We start from the raw sequence: 25775 nt of genomic DNA on the forward strand, positions 1-25775 counted from the left end.
GGCGATGTGTGCTGGGGTCATCGGAAGTCCCTGCTTCGGGCGCCGGGGGCGAGGGTGAGCGGGACGAGGCGGGTAGCGACGAGGTTGACGGCGCCGTCGCGACGCTCGGCCGTGCCGGACACGAGCAGGCCCGCTGACTGCAGGGCGGCACGGCGCTGGCGCTCCCAGATCTGCGGGGGACAGATCACGTTAACCAGGCCTGTTTCGTCTTCGAGGCTGAGGAAGAGCACGCCGCCGGCCGTCGGCGGGCGCTGGCGGTGGGTGACGAGTCCGCCGACGGCGACGAGCGTGCCGGGCGCGGCGCCGGTCTTGAACTCGTCGGCGGTCATGGCGCCGCAGCGTTCCAGGTAGGCGCGGGAGTGCTGGACGGGGTGGGCCGTGGCGGAGGTGCCGGTGGCCCACAGGTCCGCGATGGTCTCCTCGACAGCGGTCATCGGCGCGAGGTCAGGGGCGGTGAGAGCCGGTGCCGTGCCCGGGAGCATGCCCGCGCTGGTGCGGGCGAGAAGTCCGGCGGACCACAGGGCCTGGCGGCGGTTCACGCCGAGACTGGCGAAGGCGCCGGCGGTGGCGAGCGCTTCGAGGGCGGGTTCGGGCAGGTCGGTGCGGCGGGCGAAGTCCTCCAGATCGGTGTAGGGCTGGCCGGCGGCGATCGCCTCGGCCTGCTCGTCACCGAGGCCGCGGACAGCCGCCAGGCCGAGGCGGATCGCGGGCTGGTCCTCTCCCCCGCTGCCGGGCGGCGCGGGTTCGAGGGTGGGCCGGGCCTGGCTGTGGTTGATGTCGGCGGCCAGCACCGTGACGCCGTGGCGTTTGGCGTCGGCGATCAGGGTGAGCGGGGAGTAGAAGCCCATCGGCTGGTTGGCCAGCAGCGCGCAGGTGAAGGCGGCTGGGTAGTGCTACTTGAGCCAGGCGCTCGCGTACACGAGCAGGGCGAAACTGGCTGCGTGCGACTCGGGAAAGCCGTACCCGGAGAAGGCGTCGATCTTGGCGTAGACGTCCTCAGCGACGTCCTGGGGGATGCCGCGTTCGGCCATGCCGGTGAGCAGGCGCTCGCGCAGCTCGGCGACCCGTTCGTGGGAGCGTTTGGAGCCCATCGCCTGACGCAGCTTGTCGGCTTCGGTGGGGGTGAAGCCAGCACAGTCGATGGCCAGTTGCATCATCTGTTCCTGGAACAGCGGGACGCCGAGGGTCTTGGCGAGCGCGCGTTCCATCAGCGGGTGGGGGATGGTGGCTGGCTCGCGGCCGTTGCGGCGGTTGATGTAGGGGTGGACGGATCCGCCCTGGATCGGACCGGGTCGGATGAGGGCGACCTGGACCACCAGGTCGTAGAAGCGGCGGGGTCTGAGCCGGGGCAGGGCCGAGGACTGCGCACGGGACTCGACCTGGAACAGGCCGATGCTGTCGGCGCGGCAGAGCATGTCGTACACGGCCGGGTCGTCCGGCGGGATCGTGGCCAAGTCGAGGCGCCGGCCGTGGTGTTGGGCGATCAGGTCGCAGGCGTCGTGGAGGGCGGAGAGCATGCCGAGCCCGAGCAGGTCGATCTTGACCAGTCCGGCTTCGGCGCAGCCCTCCTTGTCCCATTGCAGGACGGAGCGGCCGGGCATGGTGGCCCATTCGGTGGGGCAGGTCTCGCTGATGGGTTCCCGGGTCAGCACCATGCCGCCGGAGTGGATGCCGAGGTGGCGGGGCAGGCCGCGCAGCTGGGTGGCGAGGTCGCGCACGTCGGCGGGGACCGGGGCGTCGGGGGGCGGCATGTCGCGCCAGGCGGTCTCCTTGCTGAAGCGGTCGAGGTCGCCGGGGGCGTAGCCGAGGGCGCGGGCGGCGTCGCGGATGGCCATGCGGGGCTGGTAGGTGATGATGTTGGCGACCTGGGCGGCGTGGTCGCGGCCGTAGCGCTCGTAGACGTACTGGATGGCCTCTTCGCGGCGGCGGTTTTCGATGTCGAGGTCGATGTCCGGTGGCCCGTCCCGCTCGGGTGACAGGAAGCGTTCGAAGAGCAGGCCGTAGTGGATCGGGTCGACGCTGGTGATGCCGAGGGTGTAGCAGACGGCGGAGTTGGCGGCCGAGCCGCGGCCCTGGCACCAGATGTCCTGGCGGCGGCAGAAGTCGACGATGTCGTGGACGATCAGGAAGTAGCCGGCGAGGTCGAGGCGCTCGATGACGTCGAGTTCGTAGGCGATCTGGCGGTGGGCCTTCTCGTTTCGGGGGTCGAAGCGGGTGGTGGCGGCGCGCTGGGTGAGGTGGCGCAGCCAGGTGGCCTCGGTGTGGCCGTCGGGGACGGGGTAGCCGGGCAGGCGGGGTGTGATGTCGCGGAAGTCGATGGCGCAGGCGCGGCCGAGGTCGACGGTTGCCTGTTGGACGCCTGGCCATGGGGCGAGGCGTGCGGCCATTTCGGACGGGGAGCGCAGGTGTGCGGTGCCGGCTGCGGCGAGGTAGGGCTCGGCTTCGGCCAGCGAGGCGTTCTGGCGCAGCGCGGCGAGGGTCTGGGCCAGGCGGGCCTGGGCGGGGGATGCGTGGTGGGCGGCGGTGGTGGCCACCAGGGTGAGGCCGGTGCGGCGGGCGAGGTCGGCGAGGGCTTCGTTGCGGTCGTCGTCGCCGGGCAGGTGGTGGTCGGTCAGCTCCACGTAGACGTTGTCGCTTCCGAAGCGCTCGGTCAGGGCGCGTAGTTCGCGTTCGGCCCCGGCTGGTCCTTCGGTTGCCAGGGCGCGGCGTACGGCGCCTTTGCGGCAGCCGGTCAGGACGGCCCACTGGTTGTTGTGGGCGTCGGCGAGAAGGCTGGTGTCGTAGCGGGGGCGGCGTTTGCCCTGGCCGGCGAGGTGGGCGTCGCCGATGGTCTTGGCGAGGCGGCGGTAGCCCTGGGGGCTGCGGGCGAGGACGAGGAGGTGTTCGCCGTCCTGGTCCGGGATGCCGGTGGGCGCGAGTTCGGCGTCCAGGGTCAGCTCGGCGCCGAAGACGGTGCGAAGGCCTGCGGCGCGGGCGGCGGTGGCGAGTGCGGGGGCGGCGTAGAGGCCGTCGTGGTCGGTGACGGCGATGGTCTCGACACCGAGGCGGGCGGCTTCGGTGACCAGGTCGGCGGGGTCGCTGGCGCCGTCGAGGAAGCTGTAGGTGGAGTGGACGTGCAGCTCGGCCCAGGCCCGCCCGGCGACGCCGTGGGACAGCTGGGAAGCAGCCGCGTCCCTGTCGGTGGGTGTCGTGGCGGGGAACGGCACGACCGTGCGGTCGCCGTCTGCCGTGGGGGTGCCGGCGAGGCGGCGGTGCAGTTCGCTCCAGGGGGTGTGGGGGTGGCTGGTGAAGCCCATGACGGTGGTTCCGTTGTTCCGTGGTCCGTTGTTCCGCGGGCCGTGGTTGGTGTCCGGCGGGGCGCTCTGCCGGGTGCTGGTCAGGTGTCGTAGTCGCCCTCGACGTGCCAGCGCCCGGTGGTGACGGCCAGCAGTAAAGCCCGGCCGTCGTGGGTGACGACCTGCATCCGTGCGGTGCGCCGCGCCTGCTCGGGGTCCCACCAGCGTTCGTGCTCCGGCCACGGCCCGGCCCAGGCGGCCACCTCGGCGTTGTCGCCGGGCAGCACCAGGCGCACCGGGGCGGCGCTGACCTCCGCTCGGGCGGTGACCTGGACGTCGCGGCCGTCGGCGTCCAGCAGTCGCACCGGCCGGGGCTTGTCGGGCACGTGGGTGGGGGACGGTGCGGGCAGCTGGCCTGGCCAGGGGCCGTCCGCGCGGCGCTCCTGGTGGGCGTCACCCCAGGGGGTGCGCACCACGCGGTCGCCGGGGGCTCGGCCGCCGGCCAGCTCGGCGGTGGCCGGTGCCGCGTGGCCGAGGATCGCCTGCACCCGGGCCACCGCCCGCTCCGCCCGCGCGGTGGCTTCCTGGTCGCCGTCCTGAAGGGAGAGCTGGCGGCCCGGGTCGCGCACCAGGCCGTCGGGCAGCAGGCGCAGGGCCACCACCCCGCCCGCCCGCTCGTCGAACACCGGGCGCTGCTGCCAGGCCTGCAACTGCCAGCGGACCCGCTCGGCCACCGCCCCCACCGACAGCACGCCCTCGTGCCGCCAGGCCCGGGAGGCGGTGGTGCCGTCGGCGCACTCCACCTCGATCTCCACCCGCTCGCATGCCAGCCCCGCCCCGGCCAGGCGCGCGTGCAGGCGCTCCGCCAGGCCTCGGGCGGCGAACACCAGCGGCTGCGCCAGCGTGGAGGGCTGCTCGAACCGCTCCTCCACCGTCAGGTCCGTACCGGGCGGCCGCGTCACGACCGGCCGCGCCTCAAGGCCGCGGGCCAGCCGGTGCGCCACCACCCCGTCGGCGCCGAAGCGGTCCGCGACGCTGCCGGGCGCCAGCGCCGCGAACTGCCCGAGCGTCATGATCCCCAGCCGCAGCAGCAGGCCGGCCAGCCGGGCGTCGCCGAGCTCGGCCACCGGGTGCGCGGCCAGGAACCGGGCGCTGTCCCCCGGCGGGACGATCCGCTCGGCCCGCGCGGCCAGCTGCGCGGCGAACAGCCCGTCCGCGACGCCGACCCGGCACGGGTGACCGGCCGCCTCGACCGCATCCACGATCCGCTCGGCCAGGACGTCCTCACCGCCGTGGAAGCGCGCCGCACCCGCGGCAGCGACCGCCAGCAGACCCGGGCGCACGACCTCCAGGTGCGCGGCCAGCGCGCCGACCGCATCGGCGACCGGCTCGAACGCGGCCGCCTCCGCGTCGGGGTCCCGCTCGAACACCTCCAGTCCCTCCACCAGGGCCTGCGCCGAGCGCACCTTCTGCCCGCGCCGCACTCCCGCCGAGCGCGCACCACCACTCGCCGCCACGATCCGGGCGCGCTCGACGACCGCCGCCAGCCGCTGTGGCTCCGGCTCACCACCGAGCACCGCGACCACCGGCCAGTCGGGCACCCACCCGACCAGCACCCGCGGCGCACCCTCACGTCCCGGCATCTCAGACCACCACCAGCGAACCGCGCCCAGCAGCCACCGACCGCACCGGCGCCTCGGCGCTGCGGACCGCGCCCTGCTCGTCCGGCAGCCACAGCCCGACACGGCGCTCACGCGCCGCCGCACCACGCCCGCCGGCCACCACCACCATCCGCCGCGCCCGCAGCCGACCCCGCCCCGCCCCCAGCCCGCTCCACACCCGCGACTCCACCCACAGCCGCACCCGCGCCCCCGGCCACTCACTCCCCACCACCACCGCACACCCGCTGCGCCGCGCCACCGTGGCCAGGCGCTCGCGCTGCGGAGCGGACGGCGCCGCGCCGCGCAGCAGCAGGACGCCGACACCGTCAGCCAGTGCCGCGGCCACCTCCGCCTGCCTCTCACGCGGGGCCTCGACCACGACCAGGCGGCGCAGATCGACGCCGAGCTCGGCCGCCGCCAGCAGCCCCAGCCCCTCGAAGCCCACCGCGCCGCACCAGGTGCCGGCGGATGTGGCCGCGGCCGCGAGAGCGAGCAGCAGCGCGGTTCCGCCGCCGGTCACCGACACCACCGCGCCCGGGCGCAGCCCCCGCTCCGGCAGCAGCTCCTCCAGCGCGGGCAGCACCGGCACCAGCGGCCCGGGGCGGGACAGCTGGAGCTGGGGGGCGAGCGCGGCAAGAGTTGCTTCCACACCTCAAGAATCGAGCATTCGTTCGAAAATGGGAAGTCCGAGTAAATCGGTCACTCGTTCGAACTAGTCGCATCACAGCAGGTCACGGCCGGTGGGATGGGCTACGCTCGGCGCGCCAGCCCCCACCGCCCGCATGCCCCGGAGAGGAGCCGAACAACCCGATGGCGCCGCTCCACCGCATCTGGCGGCCCCCCTTCCCCCTCGACCTCTCCGGGACCCTGGCCCCGCTGAACCGCGGCACCGGGGACCCCGTCTCCGCATGGGGCCCGGACGGAATGTGGCGTGCCTTCCGCACCCCATGCGGGAGCGGCACCCTGCACGTCACCGCCCGCCCCGCCGACAGCGAGGTCGTCGCCACCGCGTGGGGCGAGGGCGCCGACTGGCTCTTGGAGCGGCTACCGGTCCTGCTCGGCGCGAACGACACCCCCCAGCAACTCGTCCTCGCGCCCGGACCGCTGCGCGAGGCCCAGCGCCGCAACCCCGGGCTACGCCTGCCGGCCACCGGACTCGTCCTCGACTCCCTGATCCTCGCGATACTGGAACAGAAGATCACGGTCCTCTTTACCGACTGCTGAATCCTGTTCCTGATGATCCATCAGAGTGGCTCTTTGGTGTGGTTTGGCATGGTTTACCGACCGCTTCGGGATGATCCGGCACGTACGTGAGTCCAGGAGTCAGGAGGCACGGTGCCGGGTCGGATGGTGCTGGGAGACCTGCGCGTGCAGGAGATCCCGCGGCGAGGAGGCGGCTACTCCTACACGATCTTGTGGCCGGACGGGACGGTCGATGAGGAGGCGGACAGCTTCCTGCGGACGTTCGAGGGCACGGGGACGCAGCGGACCTACGCCTACTTCCTGGTCGACCACCTGCGCTGGCGGATCCGCGAAGGCCTGGACACCGATTCGGTGCGGCTGCTGGATCTGCATCGCTACATGGGTGCGATGGGCGCCCGGGTGCCAATGCCTTTCGGGCAGGCCTGGCGTGTGCCGCCGAAGCGGCCCTTCGAGTCGTCCACGCTGGAGGTGCTGGCGGCGTGCCTGAAAGGCTTCTACGTACACGTATGCACGGTGACCGCCACGAACGAGGAGCTCTGCTCGGCCCTGAATGCGACGCGACTTCCGGCCAAGGCCGACCGCGACCGGGCGATGCTCGGGCACGTGATGACCGCGATGCCCGCAAACCCGCTGACCCGCGGGCGGCGCGGGCACAGGCGCCATCCGAAGATGCTCCCGGACCAGGCCCGGCCCGAGCTCCTGGCGGCCGTGAACACCGACCGGGACCGGATGGTGGTGCGCTGGCTGTCCGACACGACCATGCGGATCGGCGGCCTGACCGGGCTCCACCTCGTCGATTTGCACCTGCGGGAGAACGCGGATTGTGGCGAGTGCCGCAGCCCGCACGTGCACGTGTGCCACCGCGTGGGAAACCCGAACCGGGCCGCCGCCAAGATCAAGCCGGACTGGCGGCTCGTCGACGGGATGATCACGGGCGGGGAGATCTACCGGGTGAGCCCGGCGATGATCAGCAGCTACTTCACCTACATGACGGGCGAGTACGCGACGTACGCTGCAGGCCACGGCATGCTGCTGATCCAGCTGGCGGGGCCACGCTGCGGCGAACCGTGGACCGCGGATGCCGCGCGGGGCATGATGCGCCGAGCCGGCCAGCGGGCAAAGCTGCCGGGAAGGATCAAACCGCAGACATTCAGGCACCAGTTCACCAACGACGTCCTCGACGCCTGCGACGGCGATCCGCTCGTCGCCAAGGCCGTCGGCAACTGGGCTTCCGCCAGGATGGTCGATGAGGTCTACGGTCACCCTGACCTGCACTCGCCCGAGTTCACCGCAGCCCTTGAACACGTCTGGGGTGAGTCCCGGTGAGCGCGCTGCAGCTACTGCCGGTCGTCGCCAGAGGTGATCAGCCGACCCGTACGGTGAGCGACCGGCTGGAGGTGCTGGAGGCGCTGATCGCCGCCCCGACCTTCGACGACCTGATGCGGCCGGACGTCATCACGATCCCACGCGATCACCCGGTCCACGGATGGGGTTGCTCGATCCCGGAATGCGCGGTCCCGAACGAACCGGGCGTCAACTACTGCCCTACCCACGCGACCGAGTGGAGGGCGATGCGGGCTGCTGGTAAGACGATCGTCGACTTCCGCGCGCTGGCCCGCCCCCTGCAGCCTCGGTCGAGGGTGGATCCTCTGCCGTGCCTCGTCTGCCCGGACGTCCCGTCGTCGGCCAGCGGCCTGTGCTTCCTGCACACCATCTCCTGGTGGGGGGCGGTCCAGCACGGACGCAGGAAAGGCGCTGAGCCGGAGCTCAGCCAATGGGTGGGCAACCAGCGGCCGTATGCGTCATTCGGCACGTGTCGAGTGGTGCCGTGCCCGAAGCAGGCGGGCCGAGCGCTCGGGCTCTGCGGCCGACACGACGAGCGCTACAGGCGGGAGGGGAGCCCCGGACAGGCCCGGGCCGTCTTCCCACCGGCCAGGCAGCAGACAGGTCCCAGGGTGGCCCAGGTGCTCTACGGGGACCAGGCCGCGTTCGAACGGTGGTGCGGCACGACCCCGCTGGCGCACCGGGCCTACGGCACGTTGTCCCTGCTGGGCCTGCGCCCACTGGTGAAAGCCGAGATCCGGTGGGCACTCTTTCACCACATGGCCGCGGGAGGCGAGAACAGCCGCTGGCCGCTCGCCTGGGTCCAGTACGTCGCCAACGCTTGCTACGCCCAGGACGTGGGCTCGCTGGCCGACCTCGACCTGGACCGCTGCGGCGTGCCAGCGCGCAAACTGGCCACGAGGATGCTCAACTACCTGCGGCTGGTCTACTTCTCCCGCCAGGACACCAAGGCGGCGGGCTTCATCGAACTCGACCACTTCGGGGTCCGCTTCGAGCGTTGCGTCAGCCACTTCGACCTCTCCGAGATCTCCCAACGATGGCTCCGAGACCTGCTGTGGGACTGGATCGCCCTCCGGCTGACGGCCGACCCTCCACAGTCCCGCAACGTCCTAGACGCCCCGCGCCGCGGCCTGATCGAGCTGTCCGCGTTCCTCGAAGCCAAAGCGCCGCAAGGCGGTCACAACCCCGCCGTACTCACCGGCGCCCACATGGTCGACTTCGTCGCCGACCAGCGCCATCGTGCCGTCAACCAGCTCCCTGCCCTGGCAACACGGACCACCCTGCGCCGGTTCAAGGACGGTCTCATTCCGGCCTCTCCCGGGTCCGTCGCCAGCCACTTCAACGCCGTACGCCGGATCTTGCGCGACGCCCTCGAATCGGGCGCCGCTGAACGCATCGGCCTCGACCGGGCGTTCATCGTCGCCGTCCCCTCGGCGAAGGTCCCCACCAGGCGCCGCAACCCCTTTCCCGACGACGTCGCCAGAGCGCTGGCCGATCACCAGAACCTCCTCCGGCTGCAGGCACTGGACCCTGACGACCACGGGGTGCGGGACGTGTGGGAGACGCTCGTGCTCACCGGCCGGCGCTGCAGCGAAGTCATCAAGGCCCGCCTGGACTGCACCGGCCGGCTCAACGGTGTCCCGATGTTCTGGCACGACCAGACCAAGGTCGGCAACTTCGACGACGGCATCCGCATCCCGGACTGGCTCTTCGACCGTCTCGCGGAGCGCCAGGTCAAGAGCGTGCGCAGGTTCGAGCAGCGGCACGGCCGACCGCCCACTGCCGGCGAGCGGCGCGAGATGGCCCTCTTCCCGAGCAAGGTCGAGAACCGCTACCAGCGCAAGAGCATCACCTACAGCTGGTTCAACCAGTGCTTCCGCACCTGGATCGCCACCCTCGACCTTCCCCACTGCGTCGCCCACCAGGCCCGCCACACCCTGGCCACGAAGCTGCTGAAGGCCGGCGCGAACCTGACCCACATCAAGCGCTACCTCGGCCATGTCTCCACCCGCATGACCGAGCACTACGTGCACATCGCGAACACCGACCCGCGCCTGGAAGAGGCACTCAACGCGGTCTGGGTCTCAGGACCGGGCTCGGCAGAGCCGGGCCTGGTCCTGTCGACCGGCGAAGGCATGACCCGCCAGCAGGCCGAGGCCCTCGCGATCGACCTCTCCCGCAAGTCGACACCGGCCGAGGGCGGCTTCTGCACCTTCCAACCTGTCGTCAACGGCGACGCCTGCCCCTGGAACCTGAACTGCCACAACTGCGACAAGTTCGTCCTCTCCGGCGCAGACCTCGTCTACTGGCACCGCAAGCGCGAGCAGTGGCGCACACTCGCCGAACGCGCCCCCGACCCGGCCACCGCCGACTTCCTCCACGACGTGTTCGCGCCCACCGCACGCGCCATCGACGGCCTGGAGAAGGCCTTGGCCGCCATCGGGCTCCTGGACGAGGCACTCGCCCTCGACCTCCGCCGACCGCAGGACTACTTCGGCCGCGTATGGAACACGGCCTTCCGCGCCCAGGAACTCGCCTGCCACGAAGCCGAGACCAGCGAGGACGCCGCGTGAGACCCGAATCCACCGCAGCAGCCATCGCAGCCCGCCGCACCCAGACCCAGCAGAAGCTGGAGCAGGTCGCCAACGCGATCGGCCAGCTCCGCCGCGAGCGCGGCCGGCCAACGATCCGCGGCATCGCCCAGCGCGCCGGCGTCTCCGTCACGTTCCTCTACGAGAACCCCGACGCCCGCGCACTCGTCCAGAACGCCATCACCGACAGCCACAGCCGCCACGACCACCGGGGCCAGCAGCAGCACGACCAGATCGAGGCGACCTGGCGCGAGCGCGCGCTGAACGCCGAGGCCGAGCTCATCCGCACCCAGAAGGAAGTCCTCGCCCAGCGTCAGCGAATCGGCGAACTCATGGGCCAGATCAGGGACTTCGACAAGATGGTCCCCGGCGAGTCACTTCAGGCCCTGACCACCGAGAACACCACCCTCAAGCACCGCGTCCAGCAGCTCACCCGCGAGCACCGCACCCTGCAAGAACGCCTCGAAGGCGCCCGATCCAACCTCCGTTTCGCCGAGAAGCGAATTGCCGGCCTCGAAGCCGAGATTCTTCAGATGCCCTAGCCGCCCTGATTGCCCCAGCTGCTCTTGTTGCCCCGGCTGCCCGAGATGATGTCAATCTCTTCCTCGTACATATTTGCAAATTCCAACGTGTCGAGAAAATCGGGGGATAGGCTTGGCAGTTCCTGGCCGCGGCGATAAGCCCCCGTCGCTTCCAGTGCACCTTGAACCGCGATAATACGAGTCACGGATTCTGCCTGCCCGGCATGCTTCTCCGGCCCGCCATAGAATTCCATCATCTGAATTGCATCCGACAGGCGGAGTCTCAGATCATCGTCAATGATGTCCACGGACGCGAAGCGAAGCGCATCGATCAGGCTAGACCTCATTCGCCTCCAGCTGTCGACCTCGGCGTGATGCCACTCGGGCTCGGGGCCGCGATCGAGACCCGCACGAGTGTCCTGCAACCACTTCTGCTTGGGGCCCACGTCGATCTGACTCAAAGCCTGCAGGAGTTCCATCACCCGGTCGGTCGCCACACTGGCCCGGGCTTGCCGCTCCTCGCCTAGCTTGGCCACGGATTTACCGGTCCGGAGATCCGCATTCTCGGACTCCAGTGCATCGATCCGTGCAACTGCATCACGCAGTGCCGCATCCAGGGAATCGATGCGCGATTCCATGCCGTCGACTAGCGCGGCAAGTTCTTCGACAGAAGTCTTCTTGCGCTTGTCCCTCTTGGCGCGCTCCCAAGCATCAAGCCAAGGTTTTGGATCCTGGCCGCAGCCAGCCCGAACAATTTCATCCACGGTGTCCCTGCGGGGAACCGTTTTCCCGTTAATCGCCGTCGATATTGTACTATTGGCGAGCCCGGTCTTCTCAGCGACAGCCTTTCCAGTAAGCCGCTGGTGGTTGAGCAACTGCTTGAGTCCGGCGGCCAGGTCCTCCGCCGTGCTGACCCGCCCTGGATCGGGCAGTCCGTCCGCCTCGTTCGACCCCACGCTTGCGCCCTCCCTGTTTCGCAGTTTCGCCAAGCTACAGCGAAACTGCCGCCTGAGGTGCAGGGATCGCTTCGGCGATGCGGACTTCAAAGTCCCAGTTTCGGATGAGGCAGCCTGCCGCCTCGGCCATGGGAGCTTGGAGCCCTCGTCAGGCATACCTCAAGGGGGTAACCATGGAGCTAGTTCTCGTCCTGTCGCTCGTCTTCCTCTCCGCCTCTGTCTTCGCCAGCGGGTTGGTCGTCCTGCGTCTCACCCGCCACTGTTCGGGAAACGCGCAGCTGCAGCTCACCTCGGTGGCGATCGGTGGCAACACCTTGGCCAACCACCCCCACCGGAAGCACGTGCGACTTCGCGGCGAACTCCTGCGCGGAGCCGCCTACTCGGCAGGCTCCTCGCTCGTCTCCCTCGCTTTCTGGTGGGTCCAGCACCACTGACTGAGCCGCCGAGCTGCCTCGGCTGGCAAGCCCGGCGAGGTCCCCCGACCTCGCCGGCTCCACCTCTTCTCCTATACATAGGTACGGAGCTGCACCACGTCCCTGACATCTACGCGATGCAACAGGGCAGGTCAGCGTCGTCACTGACGGTCCGGTAGCCGGAAAAGTCCTCGAAGCAAGACGTGCCTGGAGATTCCTTCTGCGCCGCTACGGCGAGCCCGCCCCTGGCCCCCGGGCGGACCTGCGTGTCGCCCCTTCCGCCCGGCAGTGGGCCCTGATCCCGTCCTGGGACTGGCACCGCGCGGGTGTGGACAGCAAGCGTGCTGACACCATCCAGCGCGCGGTGCGGCTCGCACCCCGGCTCGAAGAGGCCTCGGCCATGGCCAGCGCAGACGCCCATGCACGGCTGATGACCGTGCCCGGCATCGGTATCTGGACCGCCGCCGAGACCCTCCAGCGCAGCAATGGCGACCCGGACGCGGTCTCCGTCGGCGACTACCACCTCGCCAACCACATAGGTCACTTCTTCACCGGACGAGCCCGCAGCACCGACGAGCAGATGCTCGAACTCCTCGCCCCGTACGCGGGCCAGCGCCACCGCGTCTGCAAACTCGCCTTCCTCGCCGGCGCCCGCGCCCCCCCGGTTCGGCCCCAGACTCACCCCCAACGACCACCGTACGAGGTGATCCCTCCCGCCCACGTCGGCCTTGGTTCAGCGAGCCGGACGTCCGCTCGGACACGTCCGCTCTTCCGCGCCACGTTTGCCAGCTCGGCGCCTTGGAGGCCACCCGCTCGCAAGAGCGCACGGAGGCGACGCGGCAGCTGGAGCCGACCCCTTACGGCGCCTCGCGGTGGCCGGGCCAGCTGACGTGCGGTAGGGCGTCGTCGCTTCGCCTCCAAGCGGGGCCCAGCAGAACGACGGCCCGTCGGCCCAACAGGACGTGCACGAGACCGGGTAGCAAGCGACGCTGGCCATGACCCGCCCTCGCACCGGCTGGCGGGCGCGCCAGGTCGAAGGGAGCCCATCATGGCTCGACCCATGTGGACTGGAGTGCTCACCTTCGGCCTGGTCAGCGTGCCGGTCGCCCTGCACACCGCGACGCAGTCCCACGACGTCCACTTCCACCAGCTGCAGCGCGGCACCTCCGACCGGGTCCGCAACAAGCGGGTCAACGAACGCACCGGCAAGGAAGTCGACTACGCGGACATCGTCAAGGGCTATGAGGTCACCGAGGGCGAGTACGTCGTTGTCGAGCCCGACGAGCTGGAACAGATCTCCCCCGGGCGCTCACGCACCATCGACATCGCCGGGTTCGTCGACCTCGCCGACGTCGACCCCATCTTCTTCGACAAGACCTACTACCTCGGTCCTCGCGGCAAGGAGTACCAGAAGGTCTACGCCTTGCTGGTCGAAGCCCTGGAACATGCGGGCAAGGCCGGGCTCGCGATGTTCGCGATGCGTGGCAAGGAGTACCTGACCGCGGTGAGGTCCGAAGGCGGGCTCCTGGAACTGCACACGATGCATTTCGCCGACGAGGTCCGCGACCCCCACTCGGAGGTCGGTGACCTGCCGGAGAAGGTCAAGCTGTCCCCGCAGGAGGTCAAGACCGCCGAGCAGCTCATCGGCATGCTCGCGATCGAGTGGAAGCCTGACGAGTGGCACGACACCTACGAGGAACAGGTCAAGAAGCTCGTCCAGGACAAGCTCGCCGGCCGCGAGATCGCCGTCTCCGCCGGGCCCGCCCCCGAGGCCACCAACGTCATCGACCTCATGGACGCCCTGCGCCGCAGCCTCGAAACCGCCCGCAAAGGCGAGCCGACCCACGAGAGCGGGAAGGCGCGCGCCGACCGGGCGCAGACCGCCCGCGCCAGCCGCTCCCAAGCCAACCGGCGACAAGAAGAGCACCGCCACCAAAGCCCGCCCGGCGGCGAAGACCAGCAAGCGCGCCAGCGCCACCGGCAAACAGCAGCTGTCCCAGCTCACCAAGGCCGAGCTCTATCAGCACGCCGCCGACCTCGACATCCCGCACCGCTCCACCATGAGCCGCGACGAACTCCAGCGAGCCGTTGAACACGCGGGCCGGCCACGACGCAAGGCATCCTGACCATCCGGAGCGCCGTGCGGTAGCCGCGGGCGGGCCGCCCGCGGCGATCTCCGCTACCCCCCCATCGGTGTCGAGCGCAACCAGCCTTCCGTCAGGGGAGGGGTGCGGCCGTCTTCTGGTCAGTGGTGGGGGTCGGGAGGAGTCATGCGGGCGTGAAGCAGTGTGGCGCGGGTGAGGTTGGTGCCGTGCCCGTGGTCCTTGTTGAGGAGCCTGGTGAGTCCGGCTGGGGCCTTGCTCCAGTGACCGTCGAGGCCGATGGGGGCCGCCAGGTCGTCGAGGAGCTGATTGATGACGTGGGCGGCTTCTGTGGGTCGGTCGCCCCAGCCGTCGCCCCACCACAGGTGCTCGCCGGACGTGCAGGGTGCGGGGTGGATCTGTCCATCCGTGGTGGTGATCCACACGGTGTCGTCAAGGACGACGGAGGCCAGTTCGCCTCGGCCGGCGGGCAGGGACAGGGGCGCGTAGAAGAGCCACTTGGCGCTCTTGTCACCGTCGCTCTTGGTGCGCACGACTGGCATGTCGGTGAGGGGGTCAATGAAGAAGGCATCCACGTCGGCGCCTTCTGCCAGGGTGGCGTGGCCGGCGGTCGGATCACAGATCGTGAGCCTTCGGGCCCACTGGTCGGCGGCGTTCCCGGCCCGGGCCCGGACATCGGTGAAATGGCCGTAGGGCAGTAGCTTGGGCCGGTAGCCCAGTGCGAGATTGGCGGCCGCGACCGCATCCGGTTGGGTGCTGGCGACGATCTCCCTCCAGCCCGCCTCCAGGACCTCCTCGTCGTCCTCGACGTCGATGGGGTGAGCCGTGTTGTCGTGCCGCGCCGCGATGACCAACTTGGTTTGCAGCCGGTCACTGTGATCACTGAAGATCTTGATCTCCGAGGCGACGTTCTCGACCCGTCCGTTGCGGATCGCGTCGGCCATCGCGGTCAGGGCGGTACGGGCTGTCTTACTGAAGGCTGGGTTTTCAGCCGCGCGGCGTAGGGTGCGCTCTCGATCATCGGTGGGGACGTCCGCAACGACAGCGGGAGCCCCGGGTGCCCACAACCTGATGACTTCGGGTCGGCGCAGCTGACTGGGCCACCACGGAAGGGAGTGCCCCGTGAGTTCGGCTACCTGGCCCCATCGGGCTTCGTACTCGATGCGGGGCTGGGCCGTGTCGGCGGCGACCAGGGCGGGCCCGGTGTGGCCGAGGTCGCCGTAGAGGGCGCAGACGGTGACGATCTCCCGGTTTCCTGCGTCGGCGAGGGCGGTGGCCATTGCCGAGGCGGTCTTCTCCTTGGTGGTGTGGAGCATGCGGATGACGCCGATGGCTGTGGCCCAGTCGGTCGCGGGTCCGCACGGAGTGTTCCGATAGCCGAGGTGGCGGCCGGGCTGGCGCTGGCCGGGCAGGGGCCGGTCGAGGAGGGCTCCGCGGTGCTGGAAAGCCGGGGTGGCGGCGGCCCACTCGTACAGGGTGGTGCCGTCCCAGACCGGCTCTTCGTCTTGCGGGCTGAGCGGTCCGCTGCGATAGGGGTTCTCTACCGGGGCGGGAAAGTCGCCGTGCTGCCGGGGCAGCCGCCACATCCCGAACGAGCTCACGCCGAGCAGGTCCTGGACTTCCGCCTTGCTGAGGTATGTGCTGCTGACTCCCATGCAACTCTTCCTGTCAGTCCGGATTCGGGGCGGTCGGGTGGTGCTGGTCGAGGGCGGATGGCCGTGGCGTGGGCCGCCCGCGGAGATGAGCGGCGTGCCGGTTCGTCGCGGTGGCGTCGTCCTGAGAGGAGCGGGTCCGCGTCTCGGCAAAAGGGGCCGACCATGGTGGTGCTCGCGCCAGGGAGCGCAGGTGCCGGTGGTGGCATTCGCCCACCGTCCGCCCGTCATCATGCTCCGTACCCTACCGACTACAGCGCGCGACAGGGGTGGGAATGTGCAACCCGGACTTCCTGCCCGGCAGAACGGCTTGGCAGCCCACGTTGTCCCACTCGGATGGAAGGCGCTACCGGGTATTTCTCGCGGCAGAGCCTGCCCCCAACCCGGTTGCGCCGAACGGCACTTTCGCCTCACCGACGGGCAGTGCGCCGCTGACTGCGTCCACAACACCGACGAGGTCCTCCGGCGACTGCCCGGGCCTTCCAGGGCTGACCGGCTTGCGATGTGCCGCTCTGGCGGCGAATTCCTGCCTTACGGCCGGCGATGCAGTGCTTCAGCCGCCGAGGTCCGCTGCGGTGGCCGCGCCGCCACGGCGGACGGCCTCGACGATGGCATGGTGGGCGGCTTCTGCCGCTGCCGCACTAGGGGCGGGTACCGGGGATCCCTCGACGGTGTACCACTCGTCGGCGCCGTCGTACTGCACGTCCAGCAGGGCCTGGGCGCCGTCCCAGGTCGTGCGCAGGGTGAGGTCGCCGGTGACGACGCCGACCTCGACGGTCATGACGCCGCCCGGCCCCGCGGCGACGCCGGTGGTGACGAACGGCTCGGCACCGGCGGCGGACTGGCCCGGGGAGGTCATGAGCCCGCCGGGCAGGTGTCGAGCATCTGGCTGAGCGCGGCCTTCTCCGGCTTTGTGATCGTCAACTTGTAGTAGTTCTTCACGTCCGCCCACGTTCTCTAGTGCTGTCAACCATCCCCGCTGGTCAGCACGAAATATGCCCATGAGGTACGTGAGGCACATGGCGGCACACCTTCGGAAGGAGCTACCAGATGACGACCCCGCCTCCGACCTGAGCAGCTCGGTTTGCCGCGCTGATGATGTTGTCCAGGCGGGCAGCTATGTAGTCCTCGGCCTGGCCCGTGCTCGACGCGAGAAGAGAGATGTTGCTGCCGAGTGTCGCGCACTCGTCCAGGAAGTCCTGGATCTGATCGGGAGTGACCCGGAGGTCTGACGTTGCGAGCTGCGGAAGAAACCGTGCACCGAGAGACCGGGCTGCCTCAGATCCCCACAGACCGACGCGAGTGCTCTCATGCCCCGCCAGATCAGAGCAGCCCGGAGGTACATCCAGATAGAGGACGGCGCCGTCTTCCCTGGTAACGAACACATCGACCGACAGACTCATGACGTCAGTGGATCACGTCGCCGACACGCTCGGCCACCAGATTGTGCGCTGCTCGACTCGACCTGTACCCGCCCCTGCAGGTCCTCGACGAGTCCAGGCTCGGCGAGTTCGCTGAGCCTTGGCTCCTTATGCCCCAGCGGCAGGATCTCGCCCCTGGGGCCGAAGACTTACTGGCTGGGCTGAGAATGATCTCGTCTGGTGTTCTCGCCCGAGGAGGGGTTGTCTTGCACGGTTACTGGGACCCGCTGCCCGTGGCACGGCGGCTCGTCGCCGCTGCGGATAGGGAAGTCTTCGCAGGCGTCTGGGCGGAACGGAACTGGCGCAACGTTCCCGGCCCGTTTTACGGTGCGGCGACCGACTCCATGGCGACCGGCCGGCTGGACGCGCCGCATCACATCGCCTACGACGACGATTTCGGTGGCGGCTTCGGGACGGAGTTCGTCTATCGGCAGCCCATGGACGAAGCGGAGACCGAGGCAGTGGTCTCGGCTGCCTGCCTGGAGCTGTACAGCGGATACGGCTGGGACGGTGACGAGCACTGGACCCCTGCCACCGTTCGTGAGTGGTGGCGCGACCGGAGTCGGGTCCGCGGGTGGGCTCTGGCCATCGCGGCGGACTGGGGTGCCGCTACACACCCTGACTGGGGGAGCAACGGGTCCGTCAAGTTCCAAGGGCATTATCACGACGCGGCCCGGGGCCACTTGGAATTCGCGGCCTACATCGACGACGGGCTTGAGACGTATCTGCGTAACTACGCCTTCTGGCTGGAGGCCACGGCCGCTGGGGGCGTCCTGCTCGGCCCGGCGCGGTTTGGGCTTGCCGAGGCCCGGGTCGGTCACCGACATCCGCAGCACCCCGCTGCGTATGTACTGCAGGGAGGCGGTCAACTCCACGTCCGACCGCTCACCACCGCAGCCGTGAACTACCGCGTTGGCCCCGAGCTCGGACACCACCAGCTGCACGTCCCCCACCAGCGGATCGTCCAGGTGGAGGCCGAGCTCACGAAGCGCCTCCTTCACCCAGCGGCGGACAGCACCGACCTGCGCAAGGCGCGCTGAGAACCGGAGGTCAGCAGTGCTCATCACCGGCTCCGTCACAGCCCGGACCGCCAGGGTCCGTTCGCGGAAGGTCGCCGGGGCAGAAGTCAGCCCATCCGGCGGCGGCCGTAGCAAGTCGCCATCGGCGCAGAAGGGAGGCGGGGGTGTTCCGGTGGGCCGGAACGGGTCCGTGCGGTCGTGCAGCGTCAGCCATGGGGGGTTCCCTGAGCGGTCGGCGGCGTGAGGTTGTGGGAGTCGGACTCCCGGGAGAGTTCCCGGTCGGATGCCCGGCCCGGGGTAGGTGCGTGCACCTACCCCGGGCTTCCTCCTCTAGATTGCCGTCGGTGAAACCCCCTGGATTTCACGGAAGGTGAAAGATCGTCACACTCCCGATCGGGTGATCCAGGTTGACAGTCGGGCCTTGTTCCGTGCGACACCGGCGCGCGCCAGCCCCGTGACGGTCTCCTTCACCAGCGGGTGTCGTGAGGCCTGCTGCGGGGCGACTTCGTAGGCGGCGTCCAGGTGGTTCAGCGCAGCCTCAGGCCGGGCCAGCCAGAGGTTCGCGCGCGCGAGGTCGATGTGGTGGTGGCCGATCCGCGTCGGGGCCCAGCCCGCGGGGAAGTGCACCGTCCGTCCTGCGGTGACGGCCTGATGATGCTGGCCGGACTCCACGAGGGTCATGACGCGGTGGACGCGCACGTTGGTCGGACCGAAGTGGAGTGAGAAGTCGCTGGTCTCGCCCGTCACATCGGCGATCCGCTCCGCCTCGTTGAGGTGGTGGTGCATCAGGTCGACGTCGTGGGCGCGCGCCGCGACGACGGCGGAGCCGAGGTGGAGCTGCCCACGGGCAACGAGCGCTCCGGGCGTACCGGCATCTGTTCCGTCCAGGTGGGCGCGGCCGGCGTCCTGGAGCCTCCTGCAGGCCTCCAGGTCCCCGGTGCGGAGATAGGCGGTGACGCGCAGGTAGGATCGGGCGGCGCGCAGCCCCGGCGCGCGGTCGCCAGCGCGTTGCGCGGCCCAGTCCATGCGGGACAGCGCCATCGCTGACAGGTCAGACATCCCGATGGCGATGCCGACCGAGTGCCCGCACCGGGAGGCCTCGGCCAGAAGACCCCACGCCTGCTTCTGCTGCTCTCCCGTGAACTCATTAGCCGCGCAGTGGAGTTCGGCGATCAGGCCCGGCAGGATCTGACACATCGGCCTGTAGTCGGCCGCCTGGGCGAGCACGTTGACCTGTTTGACCGCCGCCCGCAGTGCGCCGATCGACCGCGGCCGCACCCCCTCGCGCGGAGGTAGGTCGAACAGGTCGAGCGCAGTGCGAATCGGCCCCATGAGCGAGGCGAGTGGATCGGCTGGCATGCCGTCACTGTACGTCGCCGCCGGGTTCAGGTCCTCGGCTCCGATGCCCAGTGCTCGGGCGATGGCGTTGATGAACTCGGGCGTGGCCGGCTTCGCGCCCGAGACGACCTTGGTGAGCAGGCTGTAGGAGACGCCCGCGAGGCGAGCGAGCTGAAGGTGGCTGAATCCGCGCACATCCTCCCAGGCCTTGATGCGTTGTCCGATGCTGATGCTGTTGGGTGGTGCCATGATGTACCCCGTCCCGTGCGCGCCTTAGACCCGTGTGCACGGGACGGTACCCCCTTTCAGCGCTATGTAGTTCTGGAACCACTATTTGTGATCATGGACTGACTGCTGCGCTGGTCACGCCCGGGACAGCAGCCGCGGGCCGACGCCCATCCAGCGGGGCACGACCGGGTCGGCAGCGAGGGCGTACTGCCCGCTGTGCTCAGCGCCGAGCTGGATCATCCGGCGGAACGTCGCCTGAACCTCCGCCGGCGCCCGAAGGCCAGCTGTGACATCGGCGAGGATCGGCCGCAGCGGATGGGCGTGGATGAGGGTGGCACCCACCCGGCGTTCGATGAGGTGGCGGCTGGTGATGTCGGACCAGTCGGCTGTGTTGAGGCCGGCGGCGATGGCCTGGTGGTCGATGCGGTCGCCGAGTTCGCGGCCGCCGTCGGTCCAGCGGTAGTGGACGTGGGCGCCGCCGTCGGGCTGGCGGACGCTGATCCAGAGGAACGTCTCCGGCCCGTACTCGTCGGCCAGGTCGTCGGCGAAGGCCTGCTCGGCCGGCCCCGGGTCGTGGTCCAGGTCGAACAGCAGAAGGTCGGCTGCGTCGGCGGCGGCGGGGCTCTGGGTGAGCGTCATCGGGGCCTGCCGTCGCTCTTCAACGCCTCACGGAAGGCGAGCAGCGGATCCGGCTCCTGCCTGATCAAGTCGAAGAACAGGAGCTGGCCCCCGACGATGACCGACTCCACCGGGACGGGCAGTGCGGCCGGCCATCGTCTCGCGCGCACACCGTCGTTGAGTACCCGGCGGAACGCGCCGGTCGTACCCCGCAGGTTCTTCCCGTCCTCCTTCACCACGTCGGCGTCGCAGCGGCCGTCGCTCTCCACGACGGCTCGCAGGATCTGCTTCGCCCTTGGAGGAAGGAGTTCGTAGTAGTCGAACGCCCGCTCAGGTGTCCACCTGTCGGCTGGCACCGCGGAGATGGTGGCCTCCGGGAGTGCGGCCAGCGCAAGCAGCTGTTCGAGCGCCTCGGGGGTCGGGTCTTCGATCGTGATCGTGATCCTCATGGCAAACACCATGGCACGATCAGCGCCATGAGGACAAAAGACGTGCATAGACGCCACTAAACCAGGTGAGGCGCCGAAATCGCCACCACGGCCACGGTCGCCAGCACCCTGCTCTGGCGTTCGATCGGGCGGGTAACAGCGCGGTGGCGCGACGCAGTTGGGAGCGTCGCTGTACGCTCCCGGCATGACCGCCGCGAACGCCCGCCAGAATGCCGCTTACCTGTGTCCCTCGGAAGTCGGGTGCGCTGGCCGCCTTCATCCGCGCCCGCGCAGCGGAGTACGAAGCCCGTTTCGGTGACGACAGCTCCGAGCGGATCGCGGCCGCGCTGCGCGCAGCCGCCGACAGCGCGGAAGGCACGTTGCACCACCTGGCCGGCGAGGAGGCGGAGAATCACGCCCGGGTGCTGTGGGACGTGCTGCTGGGACTGGCCGCACCCTGGGGCGACCACCGGGACTACGACCCGCGGTGGTCGGTGAGCACCGACGGGTGCCCCCTCCTGCCGGAGGGCTGACCCACGCACGGCGTCGGGGCTTTGTACTGCCCTGTGTGTTGCGTCCTCTAATTAGATTTAGGGGACGCAACACAGACCCTGGTACAGATAGGCTGGCCGGCACGGACCGTCAGCACCGACGCCTACGCTGATCCCGTCCGCCGCACCCGGTCCGGGCCGGCGGCCCGCACCGAAGGGATGCCCGTGTACATCACGCTCGCCGACCTCGACGCCGTGCGCGACTTCGCCGCCGCCCGCCTGGTGGAGCAGTCCAGGGCGCTGGCCGACGCCCTGGGTGAGGACCACCCCTCGCTCGACCTCGCCCGCGCGCTCGACGCCGCCCTGCGCGCCGCCGCGGGCGGCGTCACCGACCTGGTCCACCTGCAGCAGGGCGCCACGGACACCCGCGAGACCGTCAGCGTCGGGCTGGCCGGCACCGGCTGGGGCACCCTGGTGGCTGCGGCCCGACAGTGGCGCACCCATTCCGACTACCCGGACGTCGCCGACCGGGACTTCACCGACTTCGTGAACGGCGCCGTCCGCGCGGCCGCCCGCTGAGAGGTGTCCTCGTGAATCTGCCGGTGCTGGCCGAGGAGGTGGTGGACGCCGAGCTGGTCCAGGATGACGGCCAGGTGCTCGTGCAGTTCGCGCTGCCCGACGTCGGCCCGGACGATCCGGACGACGTGCTGACCGACGACGCGGCGGAGGATCTCGCGGACGCCAGGCCGGCACGCACCTCCCAAACGTACGCCGAGCAGTGGCTGTACTTCGCCCGCTGGTGCGCGGCCAACGGGCGACGCCCGGGCCCGCGGACCAGCGAGGCGACCATGGTGTCCTACCTCTCGCACCTGCGCCGCCACGGCGGCCGGGACAAGATGGGGGCGCCGGTCAGCTCGCTGCGCCTGGCTATGGCCGCGATCCGGGACGCTAACGCCCGGGCAGGGTATGAGAACTGGCCGCCGAAGAAGGCGGCCTCCGAGCTGATCCGCGAGCAGGCCGCCGAGCACGCCCGCGCCCGGCGCACGCCGAGGTCGAGCCCGCCGGTCGACGCAGCCCGGGTCGCGCAGCTGCAGCAGGGCGCGACCGCCGGCGTCCCGCTCGCCCGGTGGCGGGACCTGACGATCCTGCACCTCGGCTACCGCACCCGGGCCCGGCGCAGCGAGCAGGCGGCGTACCGGATCGACTCGATCGCCTTCGAGCGCCTGGAGGACGGCGCCGAGCAGATGGTCGTGGGCAAGCGCACGTCGAAGAACGACCACTGGTCCACCGGCCGGGAGTACACCGTGCGGGACCCGCTGGCGATCTCCGTGGTGCGCACCTACATCGCGATGCTGGCCGAACTCGGCCAGGCCGACCCGGAGATGCCGCTGCTGCGCGGCGTCACGCAGTGGGGCGAGCTGATGCCCGTCGCGGCCTCCGGGCTCGGCATGACCGGCGCATCCGTGAACCGGGCGTTCCGGCGGATCGTCGCGCGCACCCCGGGCTTCGACGCGCCGCACGCAACCAGCCACGGCCTGCGGGCCGGGGTGCCGGCCGACCTCGCCGCCCAGGGCTACAGCCCGGCGGAGATCCTCGTCATCACCGAGGACTGGAAGTCGACCAGCATGGTGGAGAAGTACGCCAAGGCCGGGCTGCGCCGGGCCGGCAAGGACGACCGGGGCCGGACCCAGGCCGCGCTGGATGCCCTGGTCGTGGCGCCGTTCCGCGCCGCCGACGACCGGTAGCCGCAGGCCTTTGCCGTCCCCCGGCCGGGCAACGCTGCCCGGCCGGGGGACGGCGGCGGCTACCGCTTGCGGCGCACCGCCCAGAACAGCACCGGGCCGGTGGTTCCGGTGGCGATCGCGCTGGCGCCCGGGTACCGCGGCTCCAGGACGGCGCCGGTCAGCACCACCAGGCCACCGTGGAGGACGACGACAACGTCCCGCACGGTGATGGGCCGGTCGCCGAAGGAGGGCAGGCCGGAGGGCGGGGGAAGCTGTGCCATGATGGACGAGTGTCCTTTCTTCGCTGGATGAGCGGGCAAGGCACCATCGGCGGGCCACCTCTGCTACAGGTGGCCCGCCTTTTTTCGGTGCCTGGAAAGGCATCCTTGTCCCTTCTCAGACGATAGGTCAAATCGCCTCTGCAGCCCCGGAGTTGGTACGCTGGCGAGCTTGAACAGTACATGCCATAAGCGCAGGTCGCGGGGTATACATTTAGGTCATTGAAAGAACTGACACCGGTGTCAGATCGTTCAAAGAACTGACACCGGTGCAATTTCCGAAAGCTTTCGAGCGTCCATCAGAGTTCCGTTTGCCGCGCCAGGGATTGGCGGTTTCCCATCCCGCTTCTGCCACTAAAGGCTGTCCGTAACCGATGGCCTGCCTCAGCGTTGGTCACGGCATGGGTGGGGTGATCTCGGTGAGTGATCCGGTGTGGATCGAGCCGTTCTCGGGGCTGAGCGAGCCGCAGTTCCGCAAGCTGGTCGCGCTGGTGCGCCGTCGTGGCGGTGACATTCAGCGTGGCCGACCATGGCGGCTCTGCCTGGAGGACCGGGTCCTGCTGGTGGCCACGTACTGGCGGACCAACCTGACATTGCGGCAGGTCGCGACACTGTTCGGGATCTCCAAGTCAGCAGCGGACCGGGTACTGGACCACCTCGCACCACTGCTGGCGATCTCGCCCGCCCGCCGGCGGCGGCAGGACACCGTACTGATCGTGGACGGCACCCTGGACCCACCCGCGACCGAACGATCGCGGCCTCCAGCAAGAACTACCGATACTCCACCAACCAGCAAGTGGTGATCGACGCCAACAGCCGACTCGTCGTCGCCGTCGGCCTGCCACTGCCCGGCAACCGCAACGACTGCCGGGCCTTCGCCGAGTCCGGTGTCGACCGTGTCTGCCGGGACGCGCCGGTCCTGGCGGACGGCGGCTACCAGGAAACCGGCGCCCTGATCCCGCACCGGCGCCGTCGCGGACAGGAACACCTCAGCCCTCAGCAGGAAGCCGACAACGCCGTCCACCGCAGGGCACGGGCCCGCGTCGAGCACGTCTTCTCGCGGATGAAGAACTGGAAGGTCCTGCGCGACTGCCGCCTGCGCGGAACCGGAGTCCATCACGCGATGCTCGGCGTGGCACAGCTGCACAACCTCGCCATGACCGGCTGAGACATCCGGCGTGCTTGTCAGCTCGCCGGATGCGCCCGCTCCAGGGCTGCACGCAGTCGCCTGATCTCGTCCACCAAACGTGGGACGTCCTGCCGTGCGCCGGCGATGAACTCGATGTCCGCATCGGTCCGGGCGTCCGCCCCGACGACCTCGCGACCGCCGATGGCGCGAGTCAGGTAGATCTCGTCGTCCTCGTCCGCATCGGCCTGGAGCTGGATGAAGCTCGTGCCGCCGATCCCGTGCCGACTCTCCATCCAGCCGACCCACGGCCCCGGGGTTGCGGCAGCAACGCGCCGCTCGATCGCGGACAGCTCTTCCTCGGACAACACCTCATCGGACCCCATGATCGACAGCGTCCCCCGGCACTCACCGCATGTCCAGCCCCACGGCGGCTCACAGCCCAAGATCTCAATACGGGACAGCCTCTAGGCTTGCTCTGGTCCCGAGAAGATCCGAGGCCGGCCCCGGTGAGCGTCTGCTCGTCGGAGCCGTCATCGTTTGATGCGGTGCCCCGGCCTGCTCGGGGGTTCAGGGCCAGGGCGCCGCCGCTGTCAACGGTGCCGTGAGAGCTCCTCTCGGCGGCGCGCTGCGCCACGCCGTGGCGGCATCCACCACGGTCTGCTCGACGGCCGGGCAAGCGGCTGGGCGGTGCCAGCAGGGCCTGGCAGCAGCAGGCGCAGAGAGCGCGGGCGAGCGCGGCCACGGCCCGAGTAGTGCATGGTCACCTCCCTGTGGCTGACCATCCCGCACCCGTCGCAGATACCGGGTCGGTGCCGCACGCGGGGTCGTACGGCGGCCCGGCGTCAGTGTCAGGCATACACGGATCCTTCCATCCTGCCCCGACAAGCGCGTCGGGCCGCCGCCGACACAGCCTCCCCTCGCTTTGCCGTGCGGGGGGTCGGTGCTAGGTGGTTGACGTCTCGGTCCTCGCCTGGTCGGATACCGGCGCCGCATACGTCGCCTGAGACCGGCCCGTTGTGGGGACCGGCGTCACGGTCGGAGGGGGCGCGGCTAGTGCTGCTCCGCGGAAGTTCGTGGAGGGGCGTTGATCATGCTGTCTTGAGCGGGGTGCCGTCGTAGGTCCAGCGGTAGGGCTTGGCGGTCCGGTTGTGCCCGATGACGTAGGTGTCCATCTTGTCGATCAGGTCGTCGCGGCTGGCGAAGTCTCCGTGGCGGAGGACGCGGCGGGGCAGGGCGGAGAAGAACAGCTCGACTTGGTTGAGCCAGGAGGCGTGTGGCGGTGTCCAGTGCACGTGCCAGCGCGGGTGGGCGGCGAACCATGCCTTGGTGTGCTTGGCGGTGTGGGATGAGCCGTTGTCCAGCACCACATGGATCTCCTTACGC

The 25775-nt window shown here is 70.0% G+C and carries 24 protein-coding genes and 2 pseudogenes; 11 read left to right on the plus strand and 15 right to left on the minus strand.

All coding sequences use genetic code 11. The features are described from left to right. Positions 1 to 17: 17 nt before the first annotated feature. The 4 genes from ACIRVF_RS39240 to ACIRVF_RS39255 all read right to left on the minus strand — a co-directional run bounded on the left by ACIRVF_RS39240 (position 18) and on the right by ACIRVF_RS39255 (position 5585). Positions 18 to 848 (minus strand): OB-fold nucleic acid binding domain-containing protein, encoded by an 831-nt coding sequence (locus ACIRVF_RS39240; protein ID WP_402829189.1) that lies wholly within the window; start codon positions 846 to 848, stop codon positions 18 to 20. Positions 849 to 893: 45 nt separating this feature from the next. Beyond that, on the minus strand, positions 894 to 3296 hold the full coding sequence (locus ACIRVF_RS39245) for an error-prone DNA polymerase (protein ID WP_402829191.1): 2403 nt from the start codon (positions 3294 to 3296) through the stop codon (positions 894 to 896). Positions 3297 to 3376: 80 nt separating this feature from the next. Beyond that, the gene (locus ACIRVF_RS39250) at positions 3377 to 4918 is read right to left on the minus strand and encodes a DNA polymerase Y family protein (protein WP_402829193.1); all 1542 of its coding nucleotides are present in this window, start codon (positions 4916 to 4918) and stop codon (positions 3377 to 3379) included. 1 nt (position 4919) lies between these two features. Continuing rightward, positions 4920 to 5585, minus strand: coding sequence for a hypothetical protein (locus ACIRVF_RS39255; RefSeq protein ID WP_402829195.1), 666 nt, complete (start codon positions 5583 to 5585; stop codon positions 4920 to 4922). Positions 5586 to 5746: 161 nt separating this feature from the next. On the opposite strand from ACIRVF_RS39255, the gene ACIRVF_RS39260 reads away from it, so the two are divergent. From ACIRVF_RS39260 to ACIRVF_RS39275, 4 genes are all read left to right on the plus strand, one after another. Beyond that, positions 5747 to 6160 (plus strand): hypothetical protein, encoded by a 414-nt coding sequence (locus ACIRVF_RS39260; RefSeq protein ID WP_402829197.1) that lies wholly within the window; start codon positions 5747 to 5749, stop codon positions 6158 to 6160. 123 nt (positions 6161 to 6283) lie between these two features. After that, positions 6284 to 7465, plus strand: coding sequence for an integrase (locus ACIRVF_RS39265; protein ID WP_402829199.1), 1182 nt, complete (start codon positions 6284 to 6286; stop codon positions 7463 to 7465). Positions 7466 to 8094: 629 nt separating this feature from the next. Continuing rightward, positions 8095 to 10056: a tyrosine-type recombinase/integrase gene (locus ACIRVF_RS39270; protein ID WP_402829201.1), complete on the plus strand. Its 1962-nt coding sequence runs from the start codon at positions 8095 to 8097 to the stop codon at positions 10054 to 10056. Next, entirely contained in the window at positions 10053 to 10616 is a 564-nt protein-coding gene (locus ACIRVF_RS39275; protein ID WP_402829203.1) for a DUF6262 family protein, read from the plus strand. The genes ACIRVF_RS39270 and ACIRVF_RS39275 overlap by 4 nt, the downstream gene beginning before the upstream one ends. Here ACIRVF_RS39275 and ACIRVF_RS39280 read toward each other — a convergent pair. Beyond that, entirely contained in the window at positions 10613 to 11551 is a 939-nt protein-coding gene (locus ACIRVF_RS39280; RefSeq protein WP_402829205.1) for a helix-turn-helix domain-containing protein, read from the minus strand. The genes ACIRVF_RS39275 and ACIRVF_RS39280 overlap by 4 nt on opposite strands. Positions 11552 to 11724: 173 nt before the next feature. Here ACIRVF_RS39280 and ACIRVF_RS39285 point away from each other — a divergent pair, with 173 nt between their 5' ends. The 3 genes and pseudogenes from ACIRVF_RS39285 (at position 11725) to ACIRVF_RS39295 (ending at position 14056) form a co-directional block, all read left to right on the plus strand. Next, positions 11725 to 11985, plus strand: coding sequence for a hypothetical protein (locus ACIRVF_RS39285; protein WP_402829207.1), 261 nt, complete (start codon positions 11725 to 11727; stop codon positions 11983 to 11985). A gap of 172 nt (positions 11986 to 12157) precedes the next feature. Then, a pseudogene (locus ACIRVF_RS39290) lies at positions 12158 to 12671 on the plus strand (DNA-3-methyladenine glycosylase family protein); the annotation flags it as partial. Positions 12672 to 13012: 341 nt separating this feature from the next. Continuing rightward, positions 13013 to 14056, plus strand: a complete 1044-nt coding sequence (locus ACIRVF_RS39295; RefSeq protein WP_402829209.1) for a Ku protein — start codon at positions 13013 to 13015, stop codon at positions 14054 to 14056. Positions 14057 to 14209: 153 nt separating this feature from the next. Here ACIRVF_RS39295 and ACIRVF_RS39300 read toward each other — a convergent pair whose 3' ends face one another. The 7 genes from ACIRVF_RS39300 to ACIRVF_RS39330 form a co-directional block, all read right to left on the minus strand. Continuing rightward, complete coding sequence (locus ACIRVF_RS39300; RefSeq protein WP_402829211.1) at positions 14210 to 15721, minus strand: hypothetical protein; 1512 nt, start codon at positions 15719 to 15721, stop codon at positions 14210 to 14212. Positions 15722 to 16271: 550 nt separating this feature from the next. Beyond that, the gene (locus ACIRVF_RS39305; RefSeq protein WP_402829213.1) at positions 16272 to 16577 is read right to left on the minus strand and encodes a hypothetical protein; all 306 of its coding nucleotides are present in this window, start codon (positions 16575 to 16577) and stop codon (positions 16272 to 16274) included. A 184-nt stretch (positions 16578 to 16761) separates the two neighbouring features. Further along, positions 16762 to 17121 (minus strand): hypothetical protein, encoded by a 360-nt coding sequence (locus tag ACIRVF_RS39310; RefSeq protein ID WP_402829215.1) that lies wholly within the window; start codon positions 17119 to 17121, stop codon positions 16762 to 16764. A gap of 167 nt (positions 17122 to 17288) precedes the next feature. Next, entirely contained in the window at positions 17289 to 18203 is a 915-nt protein-coding gene (locus ACIRVF_RS39315; protein WP_402829217.1) for an ATP-binding protein, read from the minus strand. 336 nt (positions 18204 to 18539) lie between these two features. Beyond that, positions 18540 to 19745: a helix-turn-helix domain-containing protein gene (locus ACIRVF_RS39320; protein WP_402829218.1), complete on the minus strand. Its 1206-nt coding sequence runs from the start codon at positions 19743 to 19745 to the stop codon at positions 18540 to 18542. A 114-nt stretch (positions 19746 to 19859) separates the two neighbouring features. Further along, positions 19860 to 20363 carry a hypothetical protein gene (locus ACIRVF_RS39325; protein ID WP_402829220.1) on the minus strand — a complete coding sequence of 168 codons (504 nt, stop codon included), beginning with the start codon at positions 20361 to 20363 and terminating at the stop codon, positions 19860 to 19862. Next, a complete protein-coding gene (locus ACIRVF_RS39330) occupies positions 20360 to 20803 on the minus strand; it encodes a hypothetical protein (RefSeq protein WP_402829221.1) in 444 nt (147 codons plus the stop codon). Before ACIRVF_RS39330 ends, ACIRVF_RS39325 begins: the two co-directional genes overlap by 4 nt. A 197-nt stretch (positions 20804 to 21000) precedes the next feature. On the opposite strand from ACIRVF_RS39330, the gene ACIRVF_RS39335 reads away from it, so the two are divergent. The 3 genes from ACIRVF_RS39335 to ACIRVF_RS39345 all read left to right on the plus strand — a co-directional run bounded on the left by ACIRVF_RS39335 (position 21001) and on the right by ACIRVF_RS39345 (position 23006). Further along, positions 21001 to 21303 carry a hypothetical protein gene (locus ACIRVF_RS39335; protein WP_402829222.1) on the plus strand — a complete coding sequence of 101 codons (303 nt, stop codon included), beginning with the start codon at positions 21001 to 21003 and terminating at the stop codon, positions 21301 to 21303. Between the two features lie 183 nt (positions 21304 to 21486). After that, positions 21487 to 21840, plus strand: coding sequence for a hypothetical protein (locus ACIRVF_RS39340; RefSeq protein WP_402829224.1), 354 nt, complete (start codon positions 21487 to 21489; stop codon positions 21838 to 21840). Between the two features lie 11 nt (positions 21841 to 21851). Beyond that, positions 21852 to 23006 (plus strand): hypothetical protein, encoded by a 1155-nt coding sequence (locus ACIRVF_RS39345; protein WP_402829226.1) that lies wholly within the window; start codon positions 21852 to 21854, stop codon positions 23004 to 23006. A gap of 59 nt (positions 23007 to 23065) precedes the next feature. Here the strand turns inward: ACIRVF_RS39345 and ACIRVF_RS39350 are convergent, their stop codons facing one another. Beyond that, a complete protein-coding gene (locus tag ACIRVF_RS39350) occupies positions 23066 to 23266 on the minus strand; it encodes a hypothetical protein (protein ID WP_402829228.1) in 201 nt (66 codons plus the stop codon). 398 nt (positions 23267 to 23664) lie between these two features. On the opposite strand from ACIRVF_RS39350, the pseudogene ACIRVF_RS39355 reads away from it, so the two are divergent. Continuing rightward, positions 23665 to 24431 (plus strand): annotated as a pseudogene (locus ACIRVF_RS39355) (transposase). A gap of 17 nt (positions 24432 to 24448) precedes the next feature. Here ACIRVF_RS39355 and ACIRVF_RS39360 read toward each other — a convergent pair. Next, on the minus strand, positions 24449 to 24775 hold the full coding sequence (locus tag ACIRVF_RS39360; protein ID WP_402829230.1) for a hypothetical protein: 327 nt from the start codon (positions 24773 to 24775) through the stop codon (positions 24449 to 24451). A 705-nt stretch (positions 24776 to 25480) separates the two neighbouring features. Continuing rightward, a partial coding sequence (locus ACIRVF_RS39365; RefSeq protein ID WP_402829232.1) for a transposase occupies positions 25481 to 25775 on the minus strand: 295 nt, incomplete at its 5' end.

It is taken from the genome of Kitasatospora sp. NPDC101157, assembly GCF_044768255.1.
Lineage (GTDB): Bacteria > Actinomycetota > Actinomycetes > Streptomycetales > Streptomycetaceae > Kitasatospora.

Excerpts from the sequence above, each read along its gene's own strand:
- ACIRVF_RS39240 (WP_402829189.1), bottom strand. The coding sequence starts at position 848 with ATGGGCTTCTACTCCCCGCTCACCCTGATCGCCGACGCCAAACGCCAC.
- ACIRVF_RS39245 (WP_402829191.1), bottom strand. The coding sequence starts at position 3,296 with ATGGGCTTCACCAGCCACCCCCACACCCCCTGGAGCGAACTGCACCGC.
- ACIRVF_RS39250 (WP_402829193.1), bottom strand. The coding sequence starts at position 4,918 with ATGCCGGGACGTGAGGGTGCGCCGCGGGTGCTGGTCGGGTGGGTGCCC.
- ACIRVF_RS39260 (WP_402829197.1), top strand. The coding sequence starts at position 5,747 with ATGGCGCCGCTCCACCGCATCTGGCGGCCCCCCTTCCCCCTCGACCTC.
- ACIRVF_RS39265 (WP_402829199.1), top strand. The coding sequence starts at position 6,284 with ATGGTGCTGGGAGACCTGCGCGTGCAGGAGATCCCGCGGCGAGGAGGC.
- ACIRVF_RS39285 (WP_402829207.1), top strand. The coding sequence starts at position 11,725 with ATGGAGCTAGTTCTCGTCCTGTCGCTCGTCTTCCTCTCCGCCTCTGTC.
- ACIRVF_RS39295 (WP_402829209.1), top strand. The coding sequence starts at position 13,013 with ATGGCTCGACCCATGTGGACTGGAGTGCTCACCTTCGGCCTGGTCAGC.
- ACIRVF_RS39300 (WP_402829211.1), bottom strand. The coding sequence starts at position 15,721 with ATGGGAGTCAGCAGCACATACCTCAGCAAGGCGGAAGTCCAGGACCTG.
- ACIRVF_RS39305 (WP_402829213.1), bottom strand. The coding sequence starts at position 16,577 with ATGACCTCCCCGGGCCAGTCCGCCGCCGGTGCCGAGCCGTTCGTCACC.
- ACIRVF_RS39310 (WP_402829215.1), bottom strand. The coding sequence starts at position 17,121 with ATGAGTCTGTCGGTCGATGTGTTCGTTACCAGGGAAGACGGCGCCGTC.
- ACIRVF_RS39315 (WP_402829217.1), bottom strand. The coding sequence starts at position 18,203 with ATGAGCACTGCTGACCTCCGGTTCTCAGCGCGCCTTGCGCAGGTCGGT.
- ACIRVF_RS39320 (WP_402829218.1), bottom strand. The coding sequence starts at position 19,745 with ATGGCACCACCCAACAGCATCAGCATCGGACAACGCATCAAGGCCTGG.
- ACIRVF_RS39325 (WP_402829220.1), bottom strand. The coding sequence starts at position 20,363 with ATGACGCTCACCCAGAGCCCCGCCGCCGCCGACGCAGCCGACCTTCTG.
- ACIRVF_RS39330 (WP_402829221.1), bottom strand. The coding sequence starts at position 20,803 with ATGGTGTTTGCCATGAGGATCACGATCACGATCGAAGACCCGACCCCC.
- ACIRVF_RS39335 (WP_402829222.1), top strand. The coding sequence starts at position 21,001 with ATGCCGCTTACCTGTGTCCCTCGGAAGTCGGGTGCGCTGGCCGCCTTC.
- ACIRVF_RS39350 (WP_402829228.1), bottom strand. The coding sequence starts at position 23,266 with ATGGCACAGCTTCCCCCGCCCTCCGGCCTGCCCTCCTTCGGCGACCGG.
- ACIRVF_RS39360 (WP_402829230.1), bottom strand. The coding sequence starts at position 24,775 with ATGGGGTCCGATGAGGTGTTGTCCGAGGAAGAGCTGTCCGCGATCGAG.